The 24,042-nt window shown below is 59.6% G+C and carries 21 protein-coding genes; 12 read left to right on the forward strand and 9 right to left on the reverse strand.

The features are described 5' to 3' along the window. From edd to ACR0AH_RS12455, 3 genes are read left to right on the forward strand one after another with little or no spacing between them, the layout of a single operon-like run. Positions 1-1,806, forward strand: coding sequence for a phosphogluconate dehydratase (gene edd, locus ACR0AH_RS12445; RefSeq protein WP_480592151.1), 1,806 nt, complete (start codon positions 1-3; stop codon positions 1,804-1,806). Positions 1,807-1,810: 4 nt separating this feature from the next. Further along, positions 1,811-2,443: a bifunctional 4-hydroxy-2-oxoglutarate aldolase/2-dehydro-3-deoxy-phosphogluconate aldolase gene (locus ACR0AH_RS12450; RefSeq protein WP_170397269.1), complete on the forward strand. Its 633-nt coding sequence runs from the start codon at positions 1,811-1,813 to the stop codon at positions 2,441-2,443. A 51-nt stretch (positions 2,444-2,494) separates the two neighbouring features. Next, complete coding sequence (locus ACR0AH_RS12455) at positions 2,495-3,685, forward strand: pyridoxal-phosphate-dependent aminotransferase family protein (protein ID WP_480592153.1); 1,191 nt, start codon at positions 2,495-2,497, stop codon at positions 3,683-3,685. A gap of 81 nt (positions 3,686-3,766) precedes the next feature. Here the strand turns inward: ACR0AH_RS12455 and ACR0AH_RS12460 are convergent, their stop codons facing one another. Then, on the reverse strand, positions 3,767-4,876 hold the full coding sequence (locus ACR0AH_RS12460; protein ID WP_480592155.1) for a pyridoxal phosphate-dependent aminotransferase: 1,110 nt from the start codon (positions 4,874-4,876) through the stop codon (positions 3,767-3,769). Between the two features lie 149 nt (positions 4,877-5,025). Here ACR0AH_RS12460 and ACR0AH_RS12465 point away from each other — a divergent pair, with 149 nt between their 5' ends. Then, the gene (locus ACR0AH_RS12465; protein ID WP_170564757.1) at positions 5,026-5,808 is read left to right on the forward strand and encodes a crotonase/enoyl-CoA hydratase family protein; all 783 of its coding nucleotides are present in this window, start codon (positions 5,026-5,028) and stop codon (positions 5,806-5,808) included. Here the strand turns inward: ACR0AH_RS12465 and ACR0AH_RS12470 are convergent, their stop codons facing one another. The 4 genes from ACR0AH_RS12470 to ACR0AH_RS12485 all read right to left on the reverse strand — a co-directional run bounded on the left by ACR0AH_RS12470 (position 5,809) and on the right by ACR0AH_RS12485 (position 11,642). Continuing rightward, on the reverse strand, positions 5,809-6,141 hold the full coding sequence (locus ACR0AH_RS12470; RefSeq protein ID WP_480592156.1) for a DnaJ family domain-containing protein: 333 nt from the start codon (positions 6,139-6,141) through the stop codon (positions 5,809-5,811). A 39-nt stretch (positions 6,142-6,180) separates the two neighbouring features. After that, positions 6,181-7,341, reverse strand: coding sequence for a benzoate/H(+) symporter BenE family transporter (locus tag ACR0AH_RS12475; RefSeq protein ID WP_480592158.1), 1,161 nt, complete (start codon positions 7,339-7,341; stop codon positions 6,181-6,183). A gap of 146 nt (positions 7,342-7,487) precedes the next feature. After that, positions 7,488-10,649 carry a valine--tRNA ligase gene (locus tag ACR0AH_RS12480; protein WP_480592159.1) on the reverse strand — a complete coding sequence of 1,054 codons (3,162 nt, stop codon included), beginning with the start codon at positions 10,647-10,649 and terminating at the stop codon, positions 7,488-7,490. A gap of 93 nt (positions 10,650-10,742) precedes the next feature. Beyond that, positions 10,743-11,642, reverse strand: a complete 900-nt coding sequence (locus tag ACR0AH_RS12485; RefSeq protein WP_480592161.1) for a phytanoyl-CoA dioxygenase family protein — start codon at positions 11,640-11,642, stop codon at positions 10,743-10,745. A gap of 177 nt (positions 11,643-11,819) precedes the next feature. Here ACR0AH_RS12485 and ACR0AH_RS12490 point away from each other — a divergent pair, with 177 nt between their 5' ends. From ACR0AH_RS12490 to ACR0AH_RS12500, 3 genes are all read left to right on the forward strand, one after another. Further along, positions 11,820-14,111 (forward strand): xanthine dehydrogenase family protein molybdopterin-binding subunit, encoded by a 2,292-nt coding sequence (locus ACR0AH_RS12490; RefSeq protein WP_480592163.1) that lies wholly within the window; start codon positions 11,820-11,822, stop codon positions 14,109-14,111. Then, positions 14,089-15,165 (forward strand): DUF2235 domain-containing protein, encoded by a 1,077-nt coding sequence (locus ACR0AH_RS12495; protein WP_480592165.1) that lies wholly within the window; start codon positions 14,089-14,091, stop codon positions 15,163-15,165. Before ACR0AH_RS12490 ends, ACR0AH_RS12495 begins: the two co-directional genes overlap by 23 nt. Positions 15,166-15,340: 175 nt before the next feature. Beyond that, on the forward strand, positions 15,341-16,237 hold the full coding sequence (locus tag ACR0AH_RS12500) for a hypothetical protein (protein WP_480592166.1): 897 nt from the start codon (positions 15,341-15,343) through the stop codon (positions 16,235-16,237). Positions 16,238-16,451: 214 nt separating this feature from the next. Here the strand turns inward: ACR0AH_RS12500 and ACR0AH_RS12505 are convergent, their stop codons facing one another. Next, positions 16,452-17,021 carry a GcrA family cell cycle regulator gene (locus ACR0AH_RS12505; RefSeq protein ID WP_170397240.1) on the reverse strand — a complete coding sequence of 190 codons (570 nt, stop codon included), beginning with the start codon at positions 17,019-17,021 and terminating at the stop codon, positions 16,452-16,454. Positions 17,022-17,147: 126 nt separating this feature from the next. Between ACR0AH_RS12505 and ACR0AH_RS12510 the strand changes: the two genes are divergently transcribed. Then, positions 17,148-17,951: an ABC transporter permease gene (locus ACR0AH_RS12510; RefSeq protein ID WP_480592168.1), complete on the forward strand. Its 804-nt coding sequence runs from the start codon at positions 17,148-17,150 to the stop codon at positions 17,949-17,951. On the opposite strand, the gene ACR0AH_RS12515 is transcribed toward ACR0AH_RS12510, so the two are convergent. Continuing rightward, on the reverse strand, positions 17,933-18,823 hold the full coding sequence (locus ACR0AH_RS12515) for a DMT family transporter (RefSeq protein WP_480592170.1): 891 nt from the start codon (positions 18,821-18,823) through the stop codon (positions 17,933-17,935). The two genes, ACR0AH_RS12510 and ACR0AH_RS12515, sit on opposite strands and share 19 nt — an antisense overlap. A gap of 294 nt (positions 18,824-19,117) precedes the next feature. Between ACR0AH_RS12515 and ACR0AH_RS12520 the strand changes: the two genes are divergently transcribed. The 3 genes from ACR0AH_RS12520 to ACR0AH_RS12530 are packed head-to-tail and all read left to right on the forward strand — an operon-like array spanning position 19,118 to position 21,660. Then, complete coding sequence (locus ACR0AH_RS12520; RefSeq protein WP_170597012.1) at positions 19,118-20,305, forward strand: aspartate aminotransferase family protein; 1,188 nt, start codon at positions 19,118-19,120, stop codon at positions 20,303-20,305. 27 nt (positions 20,306-20,332) lie between these two features. Further along, positions 20,333-21,259 carry an ornithine carbamoyltransferase gene (gene argF, locus ACR0AH_RS12525; RefSeq protein ID WP_170404219.1) on the forward strand — a complete coding sequence of 309 codons (927 nt, stop codon included), beginning with the start codon at positions 20,333-20,335 and terminating at the stop codon, positions 21,257-21,259. 56 nt (positions 21,260-21,315) lie between these two features. Beyond that, on the forward strand, positions 21,316-21,660 hold the full coding sequence (locus tag ACR0AH_RS12530; RefSeq protein ID WP_170397231.1) for a tautomerase family protein: 345 nt from the start codon (positions 21,316-21,318) through the stop codon (positions 21,658-21,660). Between the two features lie 27 nt (positions 21,661-21,687). Here the strand turns inward: ACR0AH_RS12530 and ACR0AH_RS12535 are convergent, their stop codons facing one another. Together ACR0AH_RS12535 and ACR0AH_RS12540 are read right to left on the reverse strand one after the other, a co-directional pair. Next, a complete protein-coding gene (locus ACR0AH_RS12535; protein WP_480592288.1) occupies positions 21,688-22,284 on the reverse strand; it encodes a ferric reductase-like transmembrane domain-containing protein in 597 nt (198 codons plus the stop codon). Between the two features lie 6 nt (positions 22,285-22,290). Then, complete coding sequence (locus tag ACR0AH_RS12540; RefSeq protein WP_170397223.1) at positions 22,291-22,779, reverse strand: peptidase associated/transthyretin-like domain-containing protein; 489 nt, start codon at positions 22,777-22,779, stop codon at positions 22,291-22,293. Positions 22,780-23,035: 256 nt separating this feature from the next. Here ACR0AH_RS12540 and ACR0AH_RS12545 point away from each other — a divergent pair, with 256 nt between their 5' ends. Next, positions 23,036-24,001, forward strand: a complete 966-nt coding sequence (locus ACR0AH_RS12545; RefSeq protein WP_480592172.1) for a pirin family protein — start codon at positions 23,036-23,038, stop codon at positions 23,999-24,001. Positions 24,002-24,042 lie beyond the last annotated feature (41 nt).

The raw sequence follows: 24,042 nt of genomic DNA on the forward strand, positions 1-24,042 counted from the left end.
ATGGTCAACACAGTTATATCCGACGTCACCAAACGCATCATCGACCGCAGCGCCGATCTGCGTGGCCCGCATCTTGAACGAATGGAGCAGGCCAAATCCAAGGGCCCTGCGCGTGCGCACCTGTCCTGCAGCGGGCAGGCCCACGCCTATGCCGGGGCGGGCGAAGATCAGGACTCCATGGCCACCGGCACGGCTGGCAATCTGGGGATCGTTACCGCCTATAACGATATGCTCTCGGCCCATCAGCCTTTCGAACGCTACCCGGCCCTGATCCGCGATGCGATCCGCGCAGCAGGCGGCACAGCGCAGGTTGCAGGCGGCGTGCCAGCCATGTGCGACGGCGTCACGCAAGGCGAGGCGGGGATGGAACTCTCGCTGTTCTCGCGCGATGTGATCGCGCTGGCGACCGGAGTGGCGCTAAGCCACAACACTTATGACGCCGCCGTTTTCCTGGGCGTCTGTGACAAGATCGTGCCCGGCCTGATCATCGGCGCGCAAGCCTTTGGGCATCTTCCTGCCGTCTTACTGCCTGCAGGTCCGATGACCAGTGGCCTGCCGAATGACGAAAAGGCCAAGGTCCGCCAGAAATTCGCCGCCGGAGAGGTGGGCCGCGAAGAGCTGATGAAGGCCGAAATGGCCGCATATCACGGCCCCGGCACCTGCACCTTCTACGGAACTGCCAACACCAACCAGATGCTGATGGAATTCATGGGCCTGCACCTGCCAGGGTCCAGCTTCATCAACCCCAACACCCCCCTGCGCGATGCCCTGACCGAGGAAGGCGCGCGCCGCGCCCTGTCTCTCAGCGCGCTGGGCAATCACTACACACCGGTCTGCCAGATCCTTGACGAGCGCGCTTTCGTCAATGGCATCGTCGGCCTGATGGCCACCGGCGGTTCCACCAACCTACTTATCCACCTGATCGCCATGGCGCGTGCCGGTGGTATCGTGCTGGACTGGGAGGATTTTTCCGACATCTCCGCTGTCGTGCCTTTGGTCGCGCGCGTCTATCCCAACGGTCTGGCAGACGTGAACCACTTCCACGCTGCGGGTGGCCTGGGCTTTGCCATCGGTACGCTGCTGGAAGATGGCTTGCTGCACCCCGATACGCTGACTGTCGCGGGGCAGGGCCTGCACAACTACACCAAAGAACCCAAGCTGAAAGACGGCGAGTTGGTCTGGGAAGAGGGCGCGGGCCACAGTCTGAACGAAAAGATCGTTCGCCCGGCCAAAAATCCGTTCCAACCCACGGGCGGGCTCTCTCGCTTGACGGGCAATCTGGGCACAGGGGTCATGAAGGTGTCGGCTGTAGCACCTGAACACCAAGTGGTCGAAGCGCCCGTGCGTGTATTCCACGACCAGAACGCCGTTAAAGCCGCTTTCAAAGCTGGAGAATTCACCGATGACGTCATCGTTGTTGTTCGCTTCCAAGGGCCAAAAGCCAACGGTATGCCTGAACTTCATTCGCTGACGCCGATCCTGTCGATCCTGCAGGGCAGGGGGCAGAAGGTGGCTCTGGTCACCGATGGCCGTATGTCGGGCGCATCCGGCAAAGTGCCCGCCGCCATCCATGTCTGCCCCGAGGCGCTGGATGGTGGACCGATCGCCTATCTGCAAGACGGCGACCAGTTGCGCGTTGATGCGGTCAAGGGCGAGTTGGAAATCCTGACCCCTGGTGTTCTCGACCGCAATCCGGCCACCGCCAACCTTACGGCAAACCAACACGGCGTTGGCCGTGACCTCTTCGGCGCCTTCCGTCAGAATGTCGGCTCAGCCGACACCGGCGCCAGCATTTTCGGAGTGTAACCCAATGTCCAAAACCCAACGCACCCGCGAGATCTGCGCGCTGGCCCCGATTGTTCCAGTCCTGGTCGTCGACGACGCGGCCCATGCGCGCCCGTTGGCCGAAGCTTTGGTCGCCGGTGGCCTCCCGGCGCTTGAAGTCACCTTGCGCACTCCCGCCGCGCTCGACGCGATCCGCGCCATGGCCAACGTCCCCGGCGGTGTTGTTGGGGCGGGTACACTGGTCACACCCGAAGATGTCCGCGCTGCCAAAGAGGCGGGCGCTCAGTTCGGCGTCTCCCCCGGTGCGACCGATGCCCTGATCGCCGCCTGTGAAGCCGAAGGACTGCCCCTTCTCCCCGGTGCGGCTACTGCAAGCGAAGCCATGGCTCTGCTGGAAAAGGGCTATGACATGCTGAAATTCTTCCCCGCCGAGGCCTCAGGAGGGGCTCCCGCCCTAAAAGCCATCGGCGCACCGCTACCGCAGATCACATTCTGCCCAACTGGTGGCGTATCGCCGTCAAATGCCCTCGATTACCTGTCACTGTCGAATGTTGTCTGCGCCGGCGGCAGCTGGGTCGCGCCCAAGCAGATGGTTCAAAACGGTGATTGGTCCGGGATCGAAACACTTGCCCGCGAGGCCGCCAGTCTGCTGGATTGACGCCGCAGGGCAAGACGCTAGGGTAGGCCTCAATTCAAACAGGTTGCCCTCATGACAAACCAAACCTCCCTCGCGCATGGGCGCGAGTATCTGGCCATCCCCGGCCCTTCGGTCATGCCCGATACGGTGCTGCAGGCGATGCACCGTCCGTCGCCCAATATCTATGACGGTGAATTGATCGAGATGATGCCCGCGCTCACCCGAGATCTGAAACGCGTTGCCGGAACTCAGCACAACGTCGCCATCTATATCGCTAATGGTCACGGTACATGGGAGGCTGCGCTTTCCAACGTCATTGCACCCGGTGAAACCGTGCTTGCCCCGGCCTCTGGCCGATTCACCCACGGTTGGGCCGAGATGGCCGAAGGAATCGGCGCCAAGGTTGACCTGATCGATTTCGGAATGTCCTCGCCCTGGGATCTTGACCGCATCGCCGAGGCCCTGCGTAACGATACCAGCCACAAGATCAAAGCGGTCCTTGCGGTCCACGTCGATACCTCCACTTCGATCCGCAACGATATCCCGGCCCTGCGCGCCTTGCTCGACGACCTCGGCCACCCTGCTTTGATGATGGCCGATTGTATCGCATCCATGGGCTGCGACCGGTTTGAGATGGACGCCTGGGGCGTCGACGTCACTGTCACGGCTTGCCAAAAGGGGCTTATGACCCCGGCGGGCACCGGCTTTGTCTTCTTCAACGACAAGGCGCAAGCCAAGCGCGCCACAATGCCCCGCGTCTCGCATTATTGGGACTGGCAACCACGCGCCAATCCAGATCTGTTCTATCAGTATTTTAACGGCACCGCGCCAACCCACCACCTGTATGGCCTGCGCGCCGCGCTCGACCTGATCCATGGCGAAGGGATCGAACAGGTCTGGGCCCGCCACGAACACCTGGCAACGGCCATCTGGGCCGCCTGTGAAATCTGGGCGCAAGGTGGCGCGCTGCATTTCAACGTCGCCGACCCGGCCCATCGCAGCCACGCGGTCACTGCCCTCCGCCTGACCGAGGGGCGCGGCACGCCGCTGCGCAGCTATACCGAAACCCAACTGGGTCTGACGCTGGGCATCGGTCTGGGAATGGAGGATTGGGACGGCTGCTTCCGCCTTGGCCACATGGGGCACGTAAACGCTCAAATGGTCATGGCCATGCTGGGTGGCGTCGAAACCGCTATGGCTGCGCTCGATATCCCCCGTGGTCAGGGTGCGCTCGAAGCCGCCGCCGCGACGCTGGCCGGATAAGCCCGATCCGCCTCTTCATCTGGCCCGAAATACCTTCGGGGGAAATCGCGCATGGGCGCGATAGGGGGCAGACAGCCCCCTTTACGAGGCTCGGGCTTTTGCCAAGGCCGTGGGCAGAGCAGCTTCAAACGCCGCCATTTCCGCCTCACCTCCGCAGCTGACCCGAATGCACCGGTTCTGGGGCGCGGCAAATGGCATCCGCACGAACACGCCTTGTTCAACGAGCGTGTCCAACACGGCCTTGGCAAACACCCCATCGCGCCCACAATCAATCGCCACAAAGTTTGTCGCAGACGGCAAAGGCACCAGACCATTCGACCGTGAAATCTCTTCGATGTGGTTCCGGGACCCGGCAATCCTTTGCTGCACATGCGTCAGCCAATCTTCATCTTTTAGCGCGGCTAATGCCCCTGCCTGCGCGGCTCGGTTCATGCCGAAATGGTTGCGCACTTTGTTGAAGCTCGCAATCAACTCGGGCGAGCCGATAGCGTAGCCTACCCGCGCCCCGGCCATGCCATAAACCTTGGAAAACGTTCGCATCCGGATCACACGTGAATCATCAGCAGCGACAGGTGCAGCGGTCCCCTCGGGCGCGCATTCGACATATGCCTCGTCAAGAACCACCAAACAGCCCTCTGGCAAAGCCTCCAGAGCGGACAGGATATCCTCACCTGAATGCCATGTTCCCATCGGGTTGTCCGGGTTGGCCAGATAGACCAACTTGGCGTCTACTTCCGCCGCTTTGGCGAACAGCGCCGTCGGGTCCTCGTGATCGTCGTGGTAGGGGACCTTGTGCAATACCCCACCAAACCCGGCCACGTGGTAATTGAAAGTCGGATAAGCTCCATCCGAAGTCACAACTGCATCGCCGTGACCAACCAGCAGGCGCACCAGATAGCCCAGCAACCCGTCAATGCCTTCGCCAACCACGATGTTTTCAGGCGCGACCCCATGATGTACCGCCAGCGCATGGCGTAGTTCGAAATTCTCGGGATCGCCATACATCCATATCTCGCCCGCGGCCCGTTGCATTGCATCGATGGCGCGCGGGGACGGGCCAAATACGCTTTCATTCGCACCGATCCGGGCCACGAAGGGCGCGCCACGTTGGCGCTCCTGCGTTTCGGGGCCGACAAAAGGCACGGTCGCGGGCAGTGTGAGGGCAAGCGGGGTATAACGAGGACCAGTCATGGCCGCAGATAAGCGCAACCGATCAGGCGGGGCAAGCCTTGCCAGAAGTTCAAAGGAGGCTTCGGATGTGCGGTTTGCCCTGACGTCGCTGTGGCGCTGCTGGCGTCTTGCTGGCATGTTTACACAACAAAACACGCCCCGGAGGTCCCATGTCCCGCGTATCCATCGAATACAAAGACCACATCGCACGTGTCACGCTGACCCGTGGCGACAAGATGAACGCGCTGGACGATGCGATGATCAAGGCGATCCTTTCGGCCGGTCAAGAGGTCGCCGCAGCCGACATCCGCGCGGTGGTGCTATCGGGGGAAGGCAAAAGCTTTTGCGCTGGGCTCGATATGGCCAGCTTTGCCAGCATGGCGCACACAGACCCAAGCGAATGGCTGATGACCCGCAGCCACGAAGATGCCAACGAAATGCAGGAACTTGCCTTGATCTGGCGGCGCGTCCCGGTGCCGGTGATCTGCGCTATTCAAGGCGTCGCCTATGGCGGTGGGCTACAGATTGCGCTGGGTGCTGACATCCGCATCGCGCATCCCGAAGCCAAGCTGGCAGTGATGGAGATGAAATGGGGCATTATCCCCGACATGGGCGGCATGGTTCTGCTGCCAGAGCTCGTGCGCTCGGACGTGCTGCGCCTGCTGACCTATACCGCCCGCCCTATCGGAGCGCCACAGGCGGCAGATTGGGGGCTTGTTACCAAACTGTCGGATGATCCCCTGACCGAAGCGCTGGCGCTGGCCGAGGACATCGCGGGTAAAAGCCCGTCCGCCATCCGCGCCGCCAAACGGTTGATTGATGTGGCCGAAACCCGTGACCGTGCTGATGTGCTGTTGGCCGAATCTACCGAACAGGTCGATCTTATCGGTAAGTCGGATCAAATGGAAGTTGTCATGGCACAGATGCAGGGCCGAAAGCCCGAGTTCAAATGATCACCGCATGAATGCGCGCCGTGCATCGCGGGCCATGTTGTATCGCATCTCAAGATCAGCAATCTTTTTCATTGCTGCCCTGCGGTCCTGATTGTCAGTCAGCGCTGCAAACTCCTTGCGGGCGGCGTCGAGCTGTTTCTTGATGTCGAACTCCTCGGGCAGAACTCCGGCCTGCGCCATGATCCGATGACCCGCAGCAATGGCGGGATCGCCTTGTGCCTCGCCCGAGCGGTCGGGCAACGGGGCACCTTCGCCTTCAAGACCCTGCAGTTGGCCCTCGGCTTGCGCCTTTATGATCTGGCGTTCAATCAGTTTTCCAAGCGATCCGAACATGCGCTTATTTTACCGCCTGAGGGGTTCTGATGAAAGGGCTCAGCGCACTCGGTTTGTTGCCAGATATGCGATACCCCCAGCCAACAGCCCCCAGACTGCCGCGCCCAACCCAAAAACCGTTATGCCAGAGGCTGTGATGGCCAGTGTCAAAATAGCCGCTTCGCGCTCGACAGGGACGTCCAGCGCGGCATGCATGGCATTGGCCAGGACCCCTATCAGGGCCACACCTGCCAGAGTGCCCATAAGCAGCGGGTCGGCATGGGCGGCAAAACTGGTGATCGCCACGGCAAAGATACCGAAGAGGCAGTAGAACACGCCACCCATGATTGCCGACCAATAACGCTGCGCCGGATCGGGGTGGCTTTCCTCGTTGGAACACATCGCGGCGGTGATCGCGGCCAGGCAGGTTGCGGGCGCCCCGAAAGGGGCCGAAAGCATGCTTGCGCCACCGACGGATGAAAACAACCGGCCGGGAACAGGATCAAAGCCAAAGCTGCGCATCACCGCGACGCCGGGGATATTCTGTGTCGCCATCGTGACGATAAACAGCGGTACGCCGATCCCGATGGCCGACGCGACCGAGAATGATGGCATGGTCCAGATCGGAGCCGCGATCAAACGATCCGGCATCAATTGGGCATCTCCTGCGTTCAGCGACACAATGATAGCCGCCGCGACCACAGCTGCCGGAACTGCGATCAATCGATTGAAACGGCCCGCGACAAACCACGTCAGGATCACCGGCAACGCCTGCCATGGAATCTCGATCGCCGCCTTGAAGGGCACAAGGCATAGTGGCAAGAGCACACCTGCCAGCATTGCTTGCGCCAGTGTTGTGGGAATTGCTGCTGCCAATCGTCCCAGCGGCTTCCACAGCCCTGCCAGAACCGTTAATGCTCCGGCGCACAGGAACGCACCAATCGCGCCTGAAAATCCCTCGACCGGGGTGGCCGAGACGGCTAACAGAGCGGCCCCCGGAGTCGACCACGCAACGCTGATCGGCATTTTGTACCGCAGGCTGAGGACGATGGCTGCAAGCCCCATGGCAATCGCCGCACTCATCAGACCCGAGGCGGCTTCCTGCGATGAAGCTCCCATCGCGCCCAACCCTTGCAGTACGATGGGAAACGAGCTGAAGAACCCGACAATGGCCACAACCAACCCGGTTGAGACGGTCTGCATCGGAGGTAAAGATCGCATCGTCAGTGCCTCGCCAGGTTGTGTCGTCGAAGTGCTAACAAGCGGGGCGTGGCGTGAACAAGGGGAAAGCTCTAAGGGTAAAGAAAAACCTCACCGCCGGTTGGGTGGTGAGGTTCGATTTCAATATATCAGCAGCAGGAAAAAGATCAGGCGATTTCAGCCAAACGGGCGAGAGCTTCGTTTAGCTTGGCTTCTTCTTCTTCGCGGGCGGCAAGGTTAGCTTTGGCTTCCGCAACAACCTCTTCCGGGGCCGATGCCACGAATTTCGGGTTGTTCAGGCGTCCGCGCAGACCGCCGAGTTCCTTGGCCAACTTGCCTTTGGCTTTTTCCAGCCGTTCCTTTTCCGCACCAATGTCGATGATGTCCGCCAGTGGCAGGCCAAAGGAGGCACCGGGGGCGGCAATCGAGATCGTGCCCTTTGGCAGTTCATCCGCCTTGGTCAGGCTGTCGATCCGCGCCAGACGTTTGATCAGCGCTTCGTTGCGGTCCCATGCCGCTTGGCCGTGCGCGTCAATCTCAGTCACCAGCATCGGCACGTAGAGGCCAGCAGGAACCCGCATCTGTGCGCGGGCCGAGCGGGTGTTTTCGATCACCGAGATCACCCAGTTCATTTCTCGATCCGCATCCGCGTCGATCAGGTCGGCAGCCGCATAGGTCGGCCAATCTGCGTGTACAACCATTTTGGCACGCTTACCGGTCAGGCCCCACAGCTCTTCGGTGATGAAAGGCATGATCGGGTGCAGCAGAACCATGCACTGATCCAGAACCCAGCGCATGGTGGCGCGGGTCTCGGCCTGTGCCTCGGTGTCGTCGCCTTGCAGCAAGGGTTTAGAGAGTTCCACGTACCAGTCGCAGACCTTGCCCCAGACAAAGGCGTAGAGCCCGTTGGCCGCGTCGTTGAAACGATAGCTTTCCAGCGCCGCGTCGACCTCTTCCCGCACACGGGCGGTTTCACCGATGATCCAGCGGTTCACGGCGGCTTTGGGTTTCAGGTCAGTCACGTCCAGTTGCGGGACAGCGTCGGTGAAGACCTCATTCATCTCGGCAAAGCGGACGGCGTTCCACAGTTTGGTGCCGAAGTTTCGGTAACCTGTGATGCGCTCGCGCGACAGTTTCAGTACCCCGCCAATAGCCGCCATTGAGGCATTGGTAAAGCGCAGCGCGTCAGCACCGAATTCGTCCACGATCTCCAACGGGTCGATCACGTTGCCGGTGGTTTTGGACATCTTCTTGCCCTTCTCGTCGCGGACGAGCTGGTGCAGATACACAGTGTGGAACGGGATTTCGTTCACCACCGCCAGTTGCATCATCATCATCCGCGCGACCCAGAAGAACAGGATGTCAAAGCCGGTGATCAACACATCGGTTGGGAAATAGCGCTCTAACTCTTCAGTCTTTTCAGGCCAGCCCAGCGTGCCGATAGGCCAGAGGCCGGAAGAGAACCATGTGTCGAGCACGTCGGGGTCGCGCCAGACCGGGTAGACCAGCTTGGTCGGGTCTTGTTCGACTGCGTATTGAGCAAGGCTTTCGGCGAACTGATGGATCGCTTCCTGCTTATCGGCAACTTCGATGACCGTCGCGTGGCTCAGCGGGCTGGGTATATTGGCATTGTCGTCGAGGAATTTCTCTGTAACGGCCTCAAGGCTTGCCGCGCATTCCATGACATTGCCACGATGCAGCATGCCGCCTTCGTTGAGCAAACGACCCAATTCGACCAAATCAAGGTCGCCGTCGTTTTCGTCGTCCTTGAAATTCTCAGCCGAGAGATCGAGACCATACCAAACCGGTATCTGATGCCCCCACCATAGCTGGCGCGAGATGCACCACGGCTCGATGTTTTCCAGCCAGTGGTAATAGGTCTTCTCGCCCGACTCGGGGATGATCTTGACAGTGCCGTCCTTAACCGCGTCCAGCGCAGGGCCGACGACCTTGGCGGCGTCGACGAACCATTGGTCGGTGAACATCGGCTCGATGACGACTTTCGAGCGGTCGCCGAAGGGCTGCATGATCGGTTTGCTTTCGACCAGCGGCACCAGCTTGTCCGCGCCTTCGTGTTCCGGCTTTAAAGTGGTCGAACCCAGACGTTGATCATCCGCGCGAGTCATGACAGCCAGACCGTCTGCAGTGATCTCCTCAACCACCTTCGCGCGGGCCTCGAACCGGTCGAGCCCGCGCAGGTGATCCGGGATCAGGTTGATCGCGTCGATCTCATTCTCGGTGAACTCGCGGCCCCGCGCATATTCCTGCGCCAAATCGGCCGCTTCGGCGTAAGGCGCGCCGTCTGCCCGCATCGCACCCTTGGTGTCCATCAGGCGGTACATCGGAATGCCGCCGCGCTTGGCAACCATGTTGTCATTGAAGTCATGCGCGCCGGTGATCTTCACCGCGCCCGAGCCGAAATCGGGATCGGGATAGTCATCGGTGATGATGGGGATCTGACGGCGATGCTCTTTCGGCCCAACCGGGATTTCGCAGAGTTTCCCGACAATGGGCGCATAGCGCTCATCCGATGGATGAACCGCAACCGCGCCATCACCCAGCATGGTCTCGGGGCGAGTCGTGGCGATCGAGATATAGTCGCGCTCTTCCTCCAGCACGATATTCCCGTCCTCATCTTTCTCGACGTAAGTATAGGTCTCACCGCCCGCCAGCGGGTACTTAAAGTGCCACATATGGCCCGCAACTTCGATATTCTCGACCTCAAGGTCCGAAATCGCGGTCTCGAAATGCGGGTCCCAATTGACCAGCCGCTTGCCGCGATAGATCAGGCCCTTTTCGTACATGTCGACAAAGACCTTGATCACCGCGTCGTGAAAATTCGCAGAATTTTCGTGCCCGGTGCGCGGGTCACGCGGCGCACCCGCCATGGTGAAGGCGTTGCGCGACCAATCACAGGACGAGCCCAGGCGCTTGAGCTGCTCGATGATCGTGCCGCCGTATTCTCCCTTCCATTCCCAGACCTTGTCCAGAAACGCCTCACGTCCCAGCTCACGACGTCCCGGCTGCTGGGTGTTGGCCAACATCTTTTCCACCTGCATCTGCGTGGCGATACCAGCGTGGTCCTGACCGGGCTGCCATAGCGTGTCGAACCCGCGCATCCGGTGCCAGCGGGTCAGAATATCCTGCAGTGTGTTGTTGAACGCATGGCCCACATGCAGCGCACCCGTCACGTTCGGTGGCGGGATCATGATGGTGAAACTCTCGTCGCGCGATTTGTTCGCGCCTGCCTTGAAGGCTCCGGCCTCTTCCCAGGCCTTGTAGATGCGGGCCTCGGCTTCGGCCGCGTTGAATGTCTTTTCCATCGCCATGGGGTGCGTCCTGCGTCATCAATCTCGGGTCAGCGCCTGCAATAGCGAATGCGTAAGGGAAGGGGAAGGGTCTGCGCGGCGGTCCTGCAATGATCAGCCGGGATTTGATGGGGCGGGCGCATAAAGATCCAGCTTTTCGCTGGCCCCTTGCCCCATCGCCTTGGCCTGATCGCTGCGGATGCGCGCGTGCAGGTCCAGCGCCTCAGGAGCAAACAGCTCGGTCGGCTCAGGGATATGGATGAAATTCCCCACCCGGTCCTCGCCCCGCGCCAGAATGGCATAGTCGCGATCCGCCACTTTCTGCTGCGCATTGGGGTTGAGATAACGGATAGCCAGGCCAATTCGACGATCATCCGATACGTTCGGCCCTGACCCGTGAATGGTCAGCCCATGATGCAGCGACATCTGGCCGGGCTGCAACTCGATATGGGTTTTGTCTTCCTCCGCGACATCGACTGCCACCTCTTGCCCACGCGACAGCAGGTTGTTGTCGGAAAACGTATCATTATGCGGCAGGATCGGGTTCTTGTGGCTGGCCTTCACGAAATCCATGCAGCCACTCTCAACCGTCGCAGGGGATAGGGCGATCCAGGCGGTCAACTGGTCCGAGGTTTCACCCATGCCCCAATATGTCAGGTCCTGATGCATGCCCACCACTTGCGTCGTGAGCGGTTCCTTGATGAACAGCTCAGCCGACCACAACAGCAGGTCTGGGCCCAAAACGCCTTCAACAACGTCCAAAACGCGCGGGTCCAACGCGATGCGAGTGGCAAATGGCATCACCACATGCGCGTTGATGCGTTTGTACATGTTCAGGGGTAGTGGCAGGTCAGCCTCGCGCCAGCTGGCCTCGACATCTTCCAATTCGGCACGGTACCCGGCGGCTTCTGCGGCAGAGAACACGGGGATCGGAAAGATAAACCCATCATCCCAATAGGCCTCGGCACTTTGGCTGTCCAATCGGCCATTCGTCAGCTTGATTTCTTTGGGCATGGAAACCTCCACTCGACTGAATTTAGGTTCAGCCTAGGCGCGGCCCAGATCGGCGCGCAACGCTGTTTCCAGACATGAATGTCGCTTTCAGACCGTGCGGAGTTAATTTTCTCAGCCACTGGACAAGGTCCTGCTTCACGCTAGGGTCGCGCATTCAGGCAGCCAGAGGATCATCTCATGGAAAAATTCGGCAAAAGCCAGCCCATCAAACGGACCGAGGACCAGCGGTTTCTGACCGGGCAGGGGCAATACATGGACGATTCTGTGCCCGAGAATGCGCTGTTCGCAGCATTCTTTCGCAGCCCGGTGGCGCATGCCACGATCACGTCGCTGGACCTTGAAGATGCACGTACAGCGGATGGGGTGCGCTTGGTCATGACGCTGGAAGATCTGACTGCTGCCGGGATCGATACGGTGATGAACGCGACTACAGTCGCCAACCGCGACGGCAGTCAAGGCGCTGCGTCCGAGCGGAACATGCTGGCCAAGGACCGCGTGCGTTTCGTCGGAGAACCCGTTGCGGTCGTCATTGCCGACTCGTTGTTACAGGCCCGCGATGCAACCGAATTGATCTGGATGGAAACCGAAGACCTGCCGGTCAAGATGGATGTCGCTGCGGGTGGCGAACCTTTGCATCCACAAGCCCCCGACAACCGCGCCTTTGACTGGGGCTTGGGTGATGAGAAGGCTACCAATGCCGCCTTTCAGGCAGCGGCGCGCACCGTCGCGCTGAACGTGCATGACAACCGGGTCATCGTGAGCTCGATCGAACCGCGTGGCTGTCAGGCCGATTGGTCGGATGGCCGTATGCATTTCTCATATGGCGGGCAGGGTGTCTGGGGGATGAAAGCGCAACTGGCACAAAAGCTGAATCTGGACCCCGAGGCGATCCGCGTCACTACGCCAGATGTCGGCGGCGGATTTGGTATGAAGGCGATGCCTTATCCCGAATATTTCACCGTTGCTGTTGCTGCCATGAAACTGGGCCAGCCCGTGCACTGGATGTCGGACCGGTCCGAAGCGATGTTGTCCGATCACCACGGCCGTGACCTGACCTCACTGGCGGAGCTCGCCTTTGATGCCGATCACAAGATCACCGCCTATCGGGTTCACAGCAAGATCAACCTTGGTGCCTATAACAGCCATTTCGCGCAGGCGATCCAGACCAGCCTGTTCAGTAAGGTTTTGATGGGTGTCTACGATGTTCAGGCCACCTACTTGCGGGTCGAAGGATTCTTCACCAACACCACGCAGGTCGACGCCTATCGCGGTGCCGGGCGACCCGAGGCGATCTATGTGCTGGAACGCGTCATGGACCGTGCTGCGCGTGAGTTGGGGATTGATCCGTGGGAGTTGCGGCGCAAGAATTTCATCCGACCCGAAGCCTTCCCCTATAAGACCGCAACCGGCGAAACCTATGATGTGGGTGAGTTCAACATGGTCCTCAGCCGCGCCGCCGAACAGACTACGGGCTTCGAGGCCCGCAAGGCGGCGGATGCGGAAAACGGCCTGATCCGGGGGCAGGGGCTTTGTTACTATATCGAAAGTATTTTGGGAGACCCTTCCGAAGGCGCGAAAATCGAGTTTTGCGAGGACGGAACGGTGAACCTCTATGTCGGCACTCAGTCCAATGGGCAAGGGCACGAGACCGTCTATGCCCAGTTCCTATCGGACCAGACAGGGATTCCTTCACACCTGATCAATGTTGTGCAAGGCGACACGGACAGGCTGGCGCAGGGCGGCGGGACTGGCGGTTCACGCTCGGTCACGACCCAAAGCAACGCGACACTGGTCACAGTTGATACGATGATCGCCGCATTCACGCCCTATCTTGCGGATAAGATGGGGGTCGAGGAAAGCGATGTGACCTTCGACCATGAAACCTTCCGCGCGCCGGGGTCCAACCTGACCCCCACGCTGACCGAGGCGGCCGAGATGGCGCGCGCGGACGGACGCACGGATCTGTTGCATCACGAAGCCCGCGCCACGCTAGATGCACGCAGCTATCCCAATGGTGCACATGTTGCCGAAGTCGTTATCGATTCTTTCACTGGTGAAACATGGGTCGACCGCTACACGGTGGTGGATGATTTCGGCAATCTTATCAACCCGATGCTGGCCGAGGGGCAGGTGCATGGCGGGGTAGTGCAGGGTATCGGCCAAGCACTGACCGAGCATGTTATTCATGATGCCGAGGGGCAACTGCTCACGGCTTCGTTCATGGACTACGCCTTGCCCCGCGCTGCTGAGATACCCATGATAGAGTTTACCTCGGCGCCGGTTCCGTCAACCGCCAACCCGATGGGGATGAAAGGCTGTGGCGAGGCAGGCACCGTGGGCGCACTGGCCGCAGTGTCGAACGCGGTACAGGATGCGCTCTGGGATCACGGGGTGCGGCAGGCGGATATGCCTTTCACACCTCACAAAGTTTGGGAATTGTTGACGCATGGTTCTGTCGCGGCTAAGTAGAAAGGTACTGGGATGGCTCGGACGGCCTCTGCGGTCCGAGCACTCGGCCGAAACGCGCCACCGCGAACCTATCAGCCATGTCATCATTCTTGACGGCACCATGTCGACGCTGGAAGCAGGGCGGGAAACCCACGCGGGCCAGACCCTGCGCCTGTGCTGCGAGATGGGCAGCCAGGTTTCGGTTTTCTACGAATCCGGCGTGCAGTGGGAAAGCTGGAAGTCGACTATGGACGTGATGATGGGGCGGGGTATCAACCGTCAGATTCGTCGGGCCTATGGTTATTTGGCTTCGCGTTACAAACCCGGTGATAAGATCTTTTTCATCGGCTATTCACGCGGCGCATACGGGGTCCGCAGCCTTGCGGGCGTGATCGATGCTATCGGGTTGCTCAAGGCCGAACACGCCACCGTCCGCAATATCAAACAGGCCTATCGACACTATGAATGTAACGCCAATGGCGAAGCGGCGGCGGTCTTTCGTCGGGAGTTCTGTCACGAGGATGTCGCCATCGAGATGGTCGGCGTCTGGGACACGGTCAAGGCGCTGGGCCTGCGCCTGCCGCTGCTCTGGCGCTGGGCCGAGGAACGCCACGCCTTCCACAACCACCAGCTTGGCCCGGCCACCCGCCACGGCTATCACGCTATGGCGCTGGACGAGACCCGCGAAGTGTTCGAGCCGGTGCTGTGGAAATGCACGCCTGACTTCAAAGGCCATATCGAGCAGGTTTGGTTCCGCGGCACCCACGGCGATGTTGGCGGCCAGCTGAACGGGTTCGAAGAGGCCCGCCCCCTCAGCAACATCTCCCTGATCTGGATGCTGGACAAGGCCGAGCTGCACGGCCTGCCCCTGCCCGAAGGTTGGCGCGACCGTTTCCCTACCGATCCGCATGCGCAATCCGTGGGCACCTGGCGTGGCTGGGGTAAGATTTTCCTGCTGCGCAAGCATCGAAAGGTGGGGCGCGACCGGTCAGAAAAGTTGCATGTCTCGGTCTCACCCGATGAACTGCCCGGCTGGGTTCCGATGCCGGATTTGCCGTCACATCCAGCGCAGTGAAAGGCTAGTCATATACCAGCGGTTCCAAGATCACCGGCACTTCAATGTCAGGTTCGAGCCCTTTTGCGCCATTCGTGCTTTCCAAGAAAAACTTCGTTTGCGCGCCATTTCCATGTTATTGTGCCACATTGGATACAATTATTTGGAGCCAAAGGTGCGAAAATTCCTTTCGATCATGACCGCGACCATTTCTGCTGTAATTCTCCTAGGCGCTTGTGCACCAACGGTAAAGCCCCCGAAGACAGTCAGATCAATCGATTTCAAAAATGTACCAGATCAGAAATTCATGGTTGGCGGGCTTGGGGCCGGAAATCCCAAAATGGTTTCGGTACGCGATCTGACGGATCAGCAATTCAAAACTGTAATGAACTGTGGCGCGAGAGAGAACATTGCGAAATGTGCTAAGCGCCGCGGGGGTATTTGGGGCGGCCGTGCGTTCAAAAATAGTTTGTCCGGTATCACCGGCAGAGCTCTTCTTCGAACCGCGCAAGGAGGTAGAAACACGCAAAACAAATGGGATGTAAAGGTAAAGGGTCAGATCCTAGATGAATGCCTCCATGCGAATATTCCGGGCTATCACTACAAAGATGGCAATTTGCGCCTATGCGTGATCATGCGTACAATCATAGCCAATGCTCAGAACGACAATGAGAAGGTCCGATACCAATATTTCCATATCGAGGCCACCTCCGCGACGGTCGATGAAAAGGACTTAACCAACGAGGACAACGTGTTCCCAGATGCGGCGAAGGCCACCGGCCTCGAAGTTTCGAAAGGAATGGCAGACGGGTTTGACCGCAAACTATATGCGCATGGTGCAAATATCGAAATCGTTAATTACTGGGAAGCCAACGAGAAAGAAGCCAAGGACCCTATTGAATGGACGGCTTATACGAAAGCCTCGGGTGGTCCTCGGCGCATTAGGGATTACTTTAGGTCCAATCCAGATGCCTGTGTCGACATGATGTTCCCGGGACCAATTGTGCCTGAAAAGCTTGCTTCTGGCGCGGCCGAGGGAGTTCACTACTGTCTGGGCCGTTGCAAAAATCCGCCTGTCGTCAATACACGTTGAACGCGCTTTGCGCATAAATCGGCCGGTTTGTCCCGCACAGCCGGCGTTCCAGTCTAAAACACCCTCGCAGTTTTCAGCGAGGGTGTTTTCTTTGCAAGAGCTCGTTACGCCTTGAGTCGTTCCCGACTATGCAGCGCTTCCGGTAAGAGGCGTGGCGAAACGCATGCGCCCTTTTCACGTTCCCTAGTAATAGTTTAGGTTCTTGTGTTCCCAATCACCGCCGCCGGTCGCGGCGCGAGCTCATTGGCTGGAACGCCACGCCCACATGCGCTTCGCAATAGGGTTTGCCTGCCTCGACGGGCAGGCCGCAGAACCAGAAATCCTCGGTCGCGGGGTCGCCGACAGGCCATTTGCAGGTCTTTTCGGTCAGCTCCATCAAAGACAGCTTCTTGGCCTTCTTTTCAATCTCGTTGACCTTGGCCAAAGCCTCGGGGCTGATCTCATTGGCCGACGGTTGCGGAGGCAGCGGCTGGCCGGCGGGTATGATCTGGCGACGGGCCGGGGTGACCGGTTTGGCCTCGGGGGCTGGCACCGGACGGGCCGGTTCAGTCTTGGGTGTCGGTTTCGGTTTGGCCTCGGCCTTGGGCGCGGGGGCCGGTTTTTCCTTAGGCTCGGCCTTTGCCGGGCTTGCACCGGTGGCGCGATTCGACAGACCCAGACGGTGCACCTTGCCGATCACCGCATTGCGGGTCACGCCGCCCAGTTCCTTGGCGATCTGGCTGGCCGACTGGCCCTCGCCCCACATCTTTTTCAGCAGCTCTACACGCTCGTCAGTCCAGGACATCATTTGCCTTTCAAAAGCGGAAAGCGGCCCCGGATTCGGGCCGCCTTGGGAAATCATCTCAGCGCCCTATTCTAAACACTGCGGCCCGAGTTACAAGCGGTCTTCGAATCAGGTATGGGGCAGAGCATGCATAATCTCATGGATCACGACGCACGCCGCTTTGGCGCGGTGAATTGGATGGGTCTCTATACACTGGCGCAGCGCGAAACCCTGCGCTTTCTGGCCGTGTGGACGCAGACCCTGCTGGCACCGCTGGTGACGGCAGGCCTGTTCCTGCTGATCTTCAACATTGCCATTGGTCCCAGCCGACCGGATGTGATGGGGGTGCCGTTTCTGACCTTTCTGGCACCGGGCATCATGATGATGACCGTGATTCAGAACGCCTTTGCCAATACATCGTCATCGATGGTGATCGCCAAGGTTCAGGGCAATATCGTCGATACGCTGATGCCGCCGCTATCGCCGCTGGAAATCCTATTGGGTTATCTGGCCGGAGGCATCGCCCGCGGTATCCTGATCGCCCTTGTTGTTGCAATCGCTCTGGCGTTGGTTCTGGGCATCGTGCCGCAGAACCCGCTGATCGCACTGATATTCGTGGTTCTGGGCGGCGCGTTCATGGGCGCGCTTGGGCTTTTTGCCGGGATATTTGCCAACAAGTTCGATCAGATGGCGGCGATCACCAATTTCATCGTCACGCCTTTGGCTTTCTTGTCCGGCACTTTCTATTCTGTGCAGGCGCTACCGCCAGTGCTCAATCGGCTAAGCCATGCGAACCCGGTCTTCTATCTGATTGACGGGTTGCGCTATGGGATGATCGGCGTGTCCGACAGCTCTCCTTGGTTGGGCATGGCGATCTGCGCCGGCGCGACGTTGTTGGTTGGAGGATTGACCTGGCAGATGTTGCGCACCGGCTACCGGCTCAAGGCCTGACGGTGTATCGCCTCGCGCCAGACCAGAATCAGACCTCCGGTCAGGATGATGGCCGAGCCGATCAGGCTGATCCCATCCGGTATCACCTTGAATACCGCGAAATCGTAGACGGCAGCGAAGATCAGGGTGGCGTAGCTGATCGGTGCCACAAAAGAGGCATCCGCCCGCGCCATTCCGTTGACGAAACAAGCCTGCGCACAGGCCATTAGCACACCAATCGAAGCCAGCGCCGCCCATTGCTGAGGCGTCGGCATCTGGAAAACGAAACTTACCGCGACTGTCGCAATGGTCAGACCCATCGCATTGTTGATCAGCAGAATCTGGATCGGTATTTCTCGGCCCGAGAGCTTTTTGATAAAGATCAGTTCCATTCCAATTAACACTGCTGCGGTCAGGGCCAGTAATGCAGCGGGTTGAAAGCTAGCGGGCGTTGGACGCAACAGAACCAAAGCACCGATCAAGGCTACGAAGGCGGCTAACCAGCGCCACGGGCCGACACCTTCTTTCAGCAGCGGGATCGCCAACATCATGGCAAAGACCGGGTTCAGGAACGAGATCGCCGTCGCATCCGCAATCGGTATGAAAGCAACGGATGCAAACATCAGCGTGATCCCCAGCCAGCCAAAGCTTGTCCGTCCGATATGCAGACCCCAATGCGGGCGGCTCAGGCGGGGGCGCATGATGCCGACGGCTGTCACGATTACCAGAAAGGCAAACAGAAACCGTCCATGGCTGATCTGCATCGGATGCAGGGCGGGGCCAAGCACATCCGTCCCCAGTGCTTTCGCCAGCAATGTGGTCCCTGCGAGAAGGGCGCTGGCCGCAAGGATCAGCAAGGCCGCAAGGGCAGGATTCTGACGTATCGGTGTCATGGTTCAGCCGTGCGCCAGCGTCGGGTAAATGACAAGCGGTAAATCCCAGTCTCAGAATGATTTTTGCCCCGATCGCAAAAACGGGGTTTTCAGACCCGGTGCACCCCGCTATACGGCCTCACATGATCAATACCGCACATATCCTGCGCCTCCGACGCCGACGCCTGACCGCATAATCGGCCCGTTTGATCCATTTGCGCTGTCGAAATCCGCGCAAACCCCACCAAATCAGTTGACGACCATGGCCCCAGTGTATCACTCACAGGGCTCAAGCTATTCGAAAAGGATGATCCGATGATCCCGTCCGTTCTGCCGACCTATAACCGCGCGCCCCTGACATTCGTGAAGGGCGAAGGCGCCTGGCTGACCGAGGCGGATGGCCGACGTTTTCTGGATCTGGGCGCAGGCATAGCGGTGAACGCGCTGGGTCATGCGCATCCGGCGCTGGTGGCGGCCCTGACGGAACAGGCGCATGCGCTGTGGCATGTTTCAAACCTCTATAACATCCCGCAACAGCAGGCACTGGCGGACAAGCTGGTGGAACACACCTTTGCCGATACGGTGTTCTTCACCAATTCGGGCACCGAATCCTGCGAATTGGCCGTCAAAATGGCCCGCAAGTATTTTTATGACAAAGGTCAGCCCGAGAAGGTCGAGATCATCACCTTCGACGGCTCATTCCATGGCCGGTCATCGGCGGGTATCGCCGCCGCCGGGTCCGAGAAGATGACCAAAGGCTTTGGACCGCTGCTTCCCGGCTTTGTGCATCTGACATTCGGAGACCTCGACGGCGTCACCAACGCTATCACCGACACCACGGCAGCCATCCTGATCGAACCGGTTCAGGGCGAAGGCGGCATCCGCCCCGTTCCGGATGCAGAGCTGAAAGCCTTGCGCCAGATTTGCGATGATAACGGCCTTTTGCTGATCCTCGATGAGGTCCAATGCGGCGTTGGACGGACCGGCAAACTCTTTGCCCATGAATGGGCCGGCATCACGCCGGATATCATGATGGTCGCCAAAGGCATCGGCGGCGGTTTTCCTCTGGGTGCGGTTCTGGCCACCGAAGAGGCCGCCAGCGGCATGACGGCAGGCACCCACGGCTCGACCTATGGCGGCAACCCCTTGGGCTGCGCTGTAGGCTGCGCGGTGATCGATCAGGTCGCTACTCCGGCCTTCCTCGAAGGGGTGAATCGCAAGGCAGGCCTGCTGCGTCAGAAGCTCGAAGGCCTGATCGCGGACCACCCCGAAGTATTCGAGGAGGTGCGCGGCTCAGGCCTGATGCTAGGCCTGAAATGCAAGCCCACCAATATCGACGTGGTCAACGCTGGCTATGACAACGAGGTCATAACGGTTCCCGCCGCAGATAACGTGATCCGCCTGCTGCCGCCGCTGACCCTCACCGAGGATGACATCGCACAAGCCCTGATCCGCCTCGAGAAAACTGCGGCACAAGTCGAAAACGCAATGGCTTCGGCCTGAACTCGCCTGATTAAAAAGTGAATTAAAATGAACCACTTCCTTGATATCCACAAAACTGACGCAGGTGATCTGCGGAACATGATCGATCAGGCCAGCGCGATGAAACAGGCGCGCCTTGGGCGTCCCAAAGCCGCCCCCGACGACGAGCAGCCTCTGGCAGGCCGCATGGTTGCGCTGATCTTTGAAAAGCCATCAACGCGGACCCGCGTGTCCTTCGATGTTGGCGTGCGCCAAATGGGCGGGCAGACCATGGTGCTGTCCGGCAAGGACATGCAGCTGGGCCATGGCGAGACCATCGCCGACACCGCCCGGGTCCTGTCGCGCTATGTCGACATGATCATGATCCGGACCTTTGATGAAACCATCCTGACCGAGATGTCCGAATACTCGGACGTTCCCGTCATCAATGGTCTGACCGATCGTACACATCCCTGCCAGATCATGGCCGATGTGCTGACCTATGAAGAGCATCGCGGCCCCATCGCAGGAAAAAAGGTCGTTTGGACCGGCGACGGCAACAATGTCTGCGCTTCATTTCTGCATGCCGCCGGTCAATTCGGTTTCGACCTGACATTCACCGGCCCGGCGCAGCTGGACCCGGAAGAAGAATTCATGGGGCTTGCACGCCAGAAGGGCTCGAAAATCGTGATCGAACGGGACCCGCACAAAGCTGTTGAAGGGGCCGACCTCGTGGTCGCCGATACTTGGGTCTCAATGCACGATTCTCAATCCGCGAAGGAGCGCCGCCACAACATGCTGCGCCCCTATCAGGTCAACGCCGAGCTGATGTCGCATGCCAAGCCAGACGCGTTGTTCATGCACTGCCTGCCTGCGCACCGCGAAGAAGAGGCCACATCCGAGGTCATGGACGGCCCGAACTCGGTGATCTTTGACGAGGCCGAAAACCGCCTGCATGCGCAAAAAGCCGTGATGCGCTGGTGTCTGGGCGTCTGAGGCCGACAGCAATCTGGGAGAGCCATAGATGGCTCTCTTAAATCTCGGAGCAACCAATGCCACACATCACTCTGGAATTCTCTGCCGGGCTCGAAAAAACTCATGATTTTCAAGCCATCTGTGAGCAGCTCTATTCCGAGCTCGCCGCGCATGAAGAATTCGATGCCCCAACACTCAAAATCCGTGCCACCTCGTTTCCGTATTTCCGCATCGGGACCGAACCGCAGACCTTCATTCATGCCACGCTCTTGTTGCTGCAAGGCCGAGATGAGGCAACGCGCGCCGAGTTGAACGCGATCATTCTGAATGTTCTGGCTGCGTCTGCGCCCACGGTCGGCAGTATCACCGTGCGGGATGTTGAAATAGATCGCGCGACCTATGCCAAACGCCTGTCAGCCTGACGCGGCCCCGGTATGCGTATGGGATGACTAAACGCGTCGGGTCACATCCCAGACCCGTAGTCTGGCGAGCGTAGCGACGCACGCCAGAACTACCAGCACACACAATGCGATCTTGGTCATGATCTCCATTGTGCCCTCAATCAGCAGGGCGTGTACGACACTGCCCAGAATGGTTACCAGCGCCAGTCCTGTGTGCCCCAGACGCCAGAGCCGAAATCGCAGGTTCAGGCGTAGCCGCAAAACACCCATTGTTGCTGCAGCAAAACCCGTCCACATCGCGATCACACCCCAGACGGAAAAGGGTGTGGCTGATACGAATAGAAGCGCGTCCACGGCATCCGGCGGGCTCGTGATCCACAAACCGCCCACATGGATTACGATCGCTGCGACAAGGGCCAGACCGCACCGCCTGTGCCATAAGCGGCTGCGCACAGGTGAAAGCCCAGGCAACCAGCGTCCGGCCAGCAAGGGTTGCATCAGCAGAAGGCACATCCCGACGATGCCCGCAAACCCGGCTAGGATGTAGATCGGCTCGCGCCACGCCAGATAAGGGCTGAATGCTGCCGCGATAACCGGCACCAGAAGGGCGACAATCAACGCTGCCCAGATCAGTATACGCCTCAACACGTATCAGGCAGGCTGCAAGACGAAATGCGCGGCAAGCGTTTTATCCTTCGCGCTCGACATCACCGGGCGTAGGAAAACCGTTTCGAATTCGCCGCTGTCATAGGCCAGATGCCCGTGCGGTTGGCCAAAGGCGGGCACGATTTGTGGCATCTCAAGCCGAAATTCACCGTTCGCATCCGTCAGCGTCGCCCCATGGCTGCGCTGGTCGCGCTCGTGCCCTTCGGTCGTATGCGCCCAGATCTGGATACGCTGGCCGGGCAAGGGGGCTCCGTCGCCTGCGCGGCGCACGGTGCCGGTCATCCAGAAACCTCCGCCGCCGATGCGCTGCACAATAGGGGCGCCGGGGCGATAGTTGTTCGATCCGCCCCGCATGGACGGGGTCGGTGCAACGCCCTGCGCCCGCGCGGGCGTGGTCAGCCCGGCCGTGCCTAGCGCTGCAAAACAGCCCGCCGTAACCAACGCGCTGCGGCGGGTAAGAAGAACGTGCGACATCGAGAGGGCTCCTTTCGATAACGGGCATGTTGTCTGGCCTGATACTCAATCTAGCACGTTTGTTGCGAAAGCCGAGTTAAGCTGGTCTGAAGATCGGGTCATTTCATCACCGTCACGTGAGCGTTGCCGCCGTTTCCGCCCATCGTGCACTGTATATGTGCACTCATGCGCTATGCCCGACAATAAATCATACTATATTCCACATTATCAAACATATTGAAGCCCAAGCCAGATCCTGACCTAAGGGAGAGCGAGAATGAGCTGGAATCCGACCCATACACCCGACTGCCGGTCCGAGAACCCGGCGCTGGACAGCCTGATCATCCCCCGTGCCCGTGATCTGGGCGGGTTCGAGGTGCGCCGCGCGCTACCCTCGGTCAAACGGCAACTGGTCGGCCCCTTCATCTTCTTCGACCAAATGGGTCCGACCGAATTCATCACCGAAGGCGGTATTGACGTACGGCCGCATCCCCATATCGGACTGGGTACCGTGACCTATTTATATCAGGGCGAGTTTGAACACCGCGACAGTCTCGGCACGCATCAGATGATCTATCCCGGCGAGGTCAACTGGATGGTCGCTGGGCGTGGTGTGACCCATTCCGAACGTACCAGTGACCAAACACGCGGCAAGAAACACAGCCTGTTTGGCATCCAGACTTGGATCGCCCTGCCCGAAACTCACGAAGATATGGCCCCCGATTTCGAACACCACAAACAGGGCGCGTTGCCCCATATTCAGGATGCAGGCGTCAGCGCCCGCCTGATCCTTGGTTCCGCCTATGGCGAAACCAGCCCGGTCACCATGCTGTCCGAGACCTTTTATCTCGACGTCCAGCTCGAACCGGGTGCCTCCTTCCCGCTGCCCGACAATCACGAGGATCGCGGTGTCTATGTCACCACAGGCTCGGTCGAGATCGCAGGCGACAGCTTTGAGGCGGGTCGCATGATGGTCTTCCGCCCCGGCGATCACCTGTCCGTGAAGGCCGGACCACTGGGTGCGCGGCTGTTGCTGCTGGGCGGCGCGACCTTGAACGAAGATCGCTACATCTGGTGGAACTTCGTCTCCTCCTCGAAGGAGAAGATAGAAACCGCCACACGCGAATGGAAAACTGCCGACTGGGCGAACGGCGCCTTCCACCTGCCGCCCGGTGATGATCAGGAGTTCATTCCGATCTCGGAAGACCTCGAACGCACCCGACCCAGACGCGCCCGCGTCTGACCTCACGTCACGCTGGCTCCGTTGAACGATCCCGGCGATCC

The organism is Ruegeria sp. AM5 (assembly GCF_056540645.1).

Bases quoted from the DNA above. Each gene is read 5' to 3' on its own strand.
- ACR0AH_RS12455 (WP_480592153.1), top strand. From the start codon at position 2,495: ATGACAAACCAAACCTCCCTCGCGCATGGGCGCGAGTATCTGGCCATC.
- edd (WP_480592151.1), top strand. From the start codon at position 1: ATGGTCAACACAGTTATATCCGACGTCACCAAACGCATCATCGACCGC.
- ACR0AH_RS12450 (WP_170397269.1), top strand. From the start codon at position 1,811: ATGTCCAAAACCCAACGCACCCGCGAGATCTGCGCGCTGGCCCCGATT.
- ACR0AH_RS12470 (WP_480592156.1), bottom strand. From the start codon at position 6,141: ATGTTCGGATCGCTTGGAAAACTGATTGAACGCCAGATCATAAAGGCG.
- ACR0AH_RS12515 (WP_480592170.1), bottom strand. From the start codon at position 18,823: ATGACACCGATACGTCAGAATCCTGCCCTTGCGGCCTTGCTGATCCTT.
- ACR0AH_RS12500 (WP_480592166.1), top strand. From the start codon at position 15,341: ATGACCGCGACCATTTCTGCTGTAATTCTCCTAGGCGCTTGTGCACCA.
- ACR0AH_RS12530 (WP_170397231.1), top strand. From the start codon at position 21,316: ATGCCACACATCACTCTGGAATTCTCTGCCGGGCTCGAAAAAACTCAT.
- ACR0AH_RS12485 (WP_480592161.1), bottom strand. From the start codon at position 11,642: ATGCCCAAAGAAATCAAGCTGACGAATGGCCGATTGGACAGCCAAAGT.
- ACR0AH_RS12465 (WP_170564757.1), top strand. From the start codon at position 5,026: ATGTCCCGCGTATCCATCGAATACAAAGACCACATCGCACGTGTCACG.
- ACR0AH_RS12490 (WP_480592163.1), top strand. From the start codon at position 11,820: ATGGAAAAATTCGGCAAAAGCCAGCCCATCAAACGGACCGAGGACCAG.
- ACR0AH_RS12475 (WP_480592158.1), bottom strand. From the start codon at position 7,341: ATGCGATCTTTACCTCCGATGCAGACCGTCTCAACCGGGTTGGTTGTG.
- ACR0AH_RS12480 (WP_480592159.1), bottom strand. From the start codon at position 10,649: ATGGCGATGGAAAAGACATTCAACGCGGCCGAAGCCGAGGCCCGCATC.
- ACR0AH_RS12510 (WP_480592168.1), top strand. From the start codon at position 17,148: ATGCATAATCTCATGGATCACGACGCACGCCGCTTTGGCGCGGTGAAT.
- ACR0AH_RS12460 (WP_480592155.1), bottom strand. From the start codon at position 4,876: ATGACTGGTCCTCGTTATACCCCGCTTGCCCTCACACTGCCCGCGACC.
- argF (WP_170404219.1), top strand. From the start codon at position 20,333: ATGAACCACTTCCTTGATATCCACAAAACTGACGCAGGTGATCTGCGG.
- ACR0AH_RS12540 (WP_170397223.1), bottom strand. From the start codon at position 22,779: ATGTCGCACGTTCTTCTTACCCGCCGCAGCGCGTTGGTTACGGCGGGC.
- ACR0AH_RS12520 (WP_170597012.1), top strand. From the start codon at position 19,118: ATGATCCCGTCCGTTCTGCCGACCTATAACCGCGCGCCCCTGACATTC.
- ACR0AH_RS12495 (WP_480592165.1), top strand. From the start codon at position 14,089: ATGGTTCTGTCGCGGCTAAGTAGAAAGGTACTGGGATGGCTCGGACGG.
- ACR0AH_RS12545 (WP_480592172.1), top strand. From the start codon at position 23,036: ATGAGCTGGAATCCGACCCATACACCCGACTGCCGGTCCGAGAACCCG.
- ACR0AH_RS12505 (WP_170397240.1), bottom strand. From the start codon at position 17,021: ATGTCCTGGACTGACGAGCGTGTAGAGCTGCTGAAAAAGATGTGGGGC.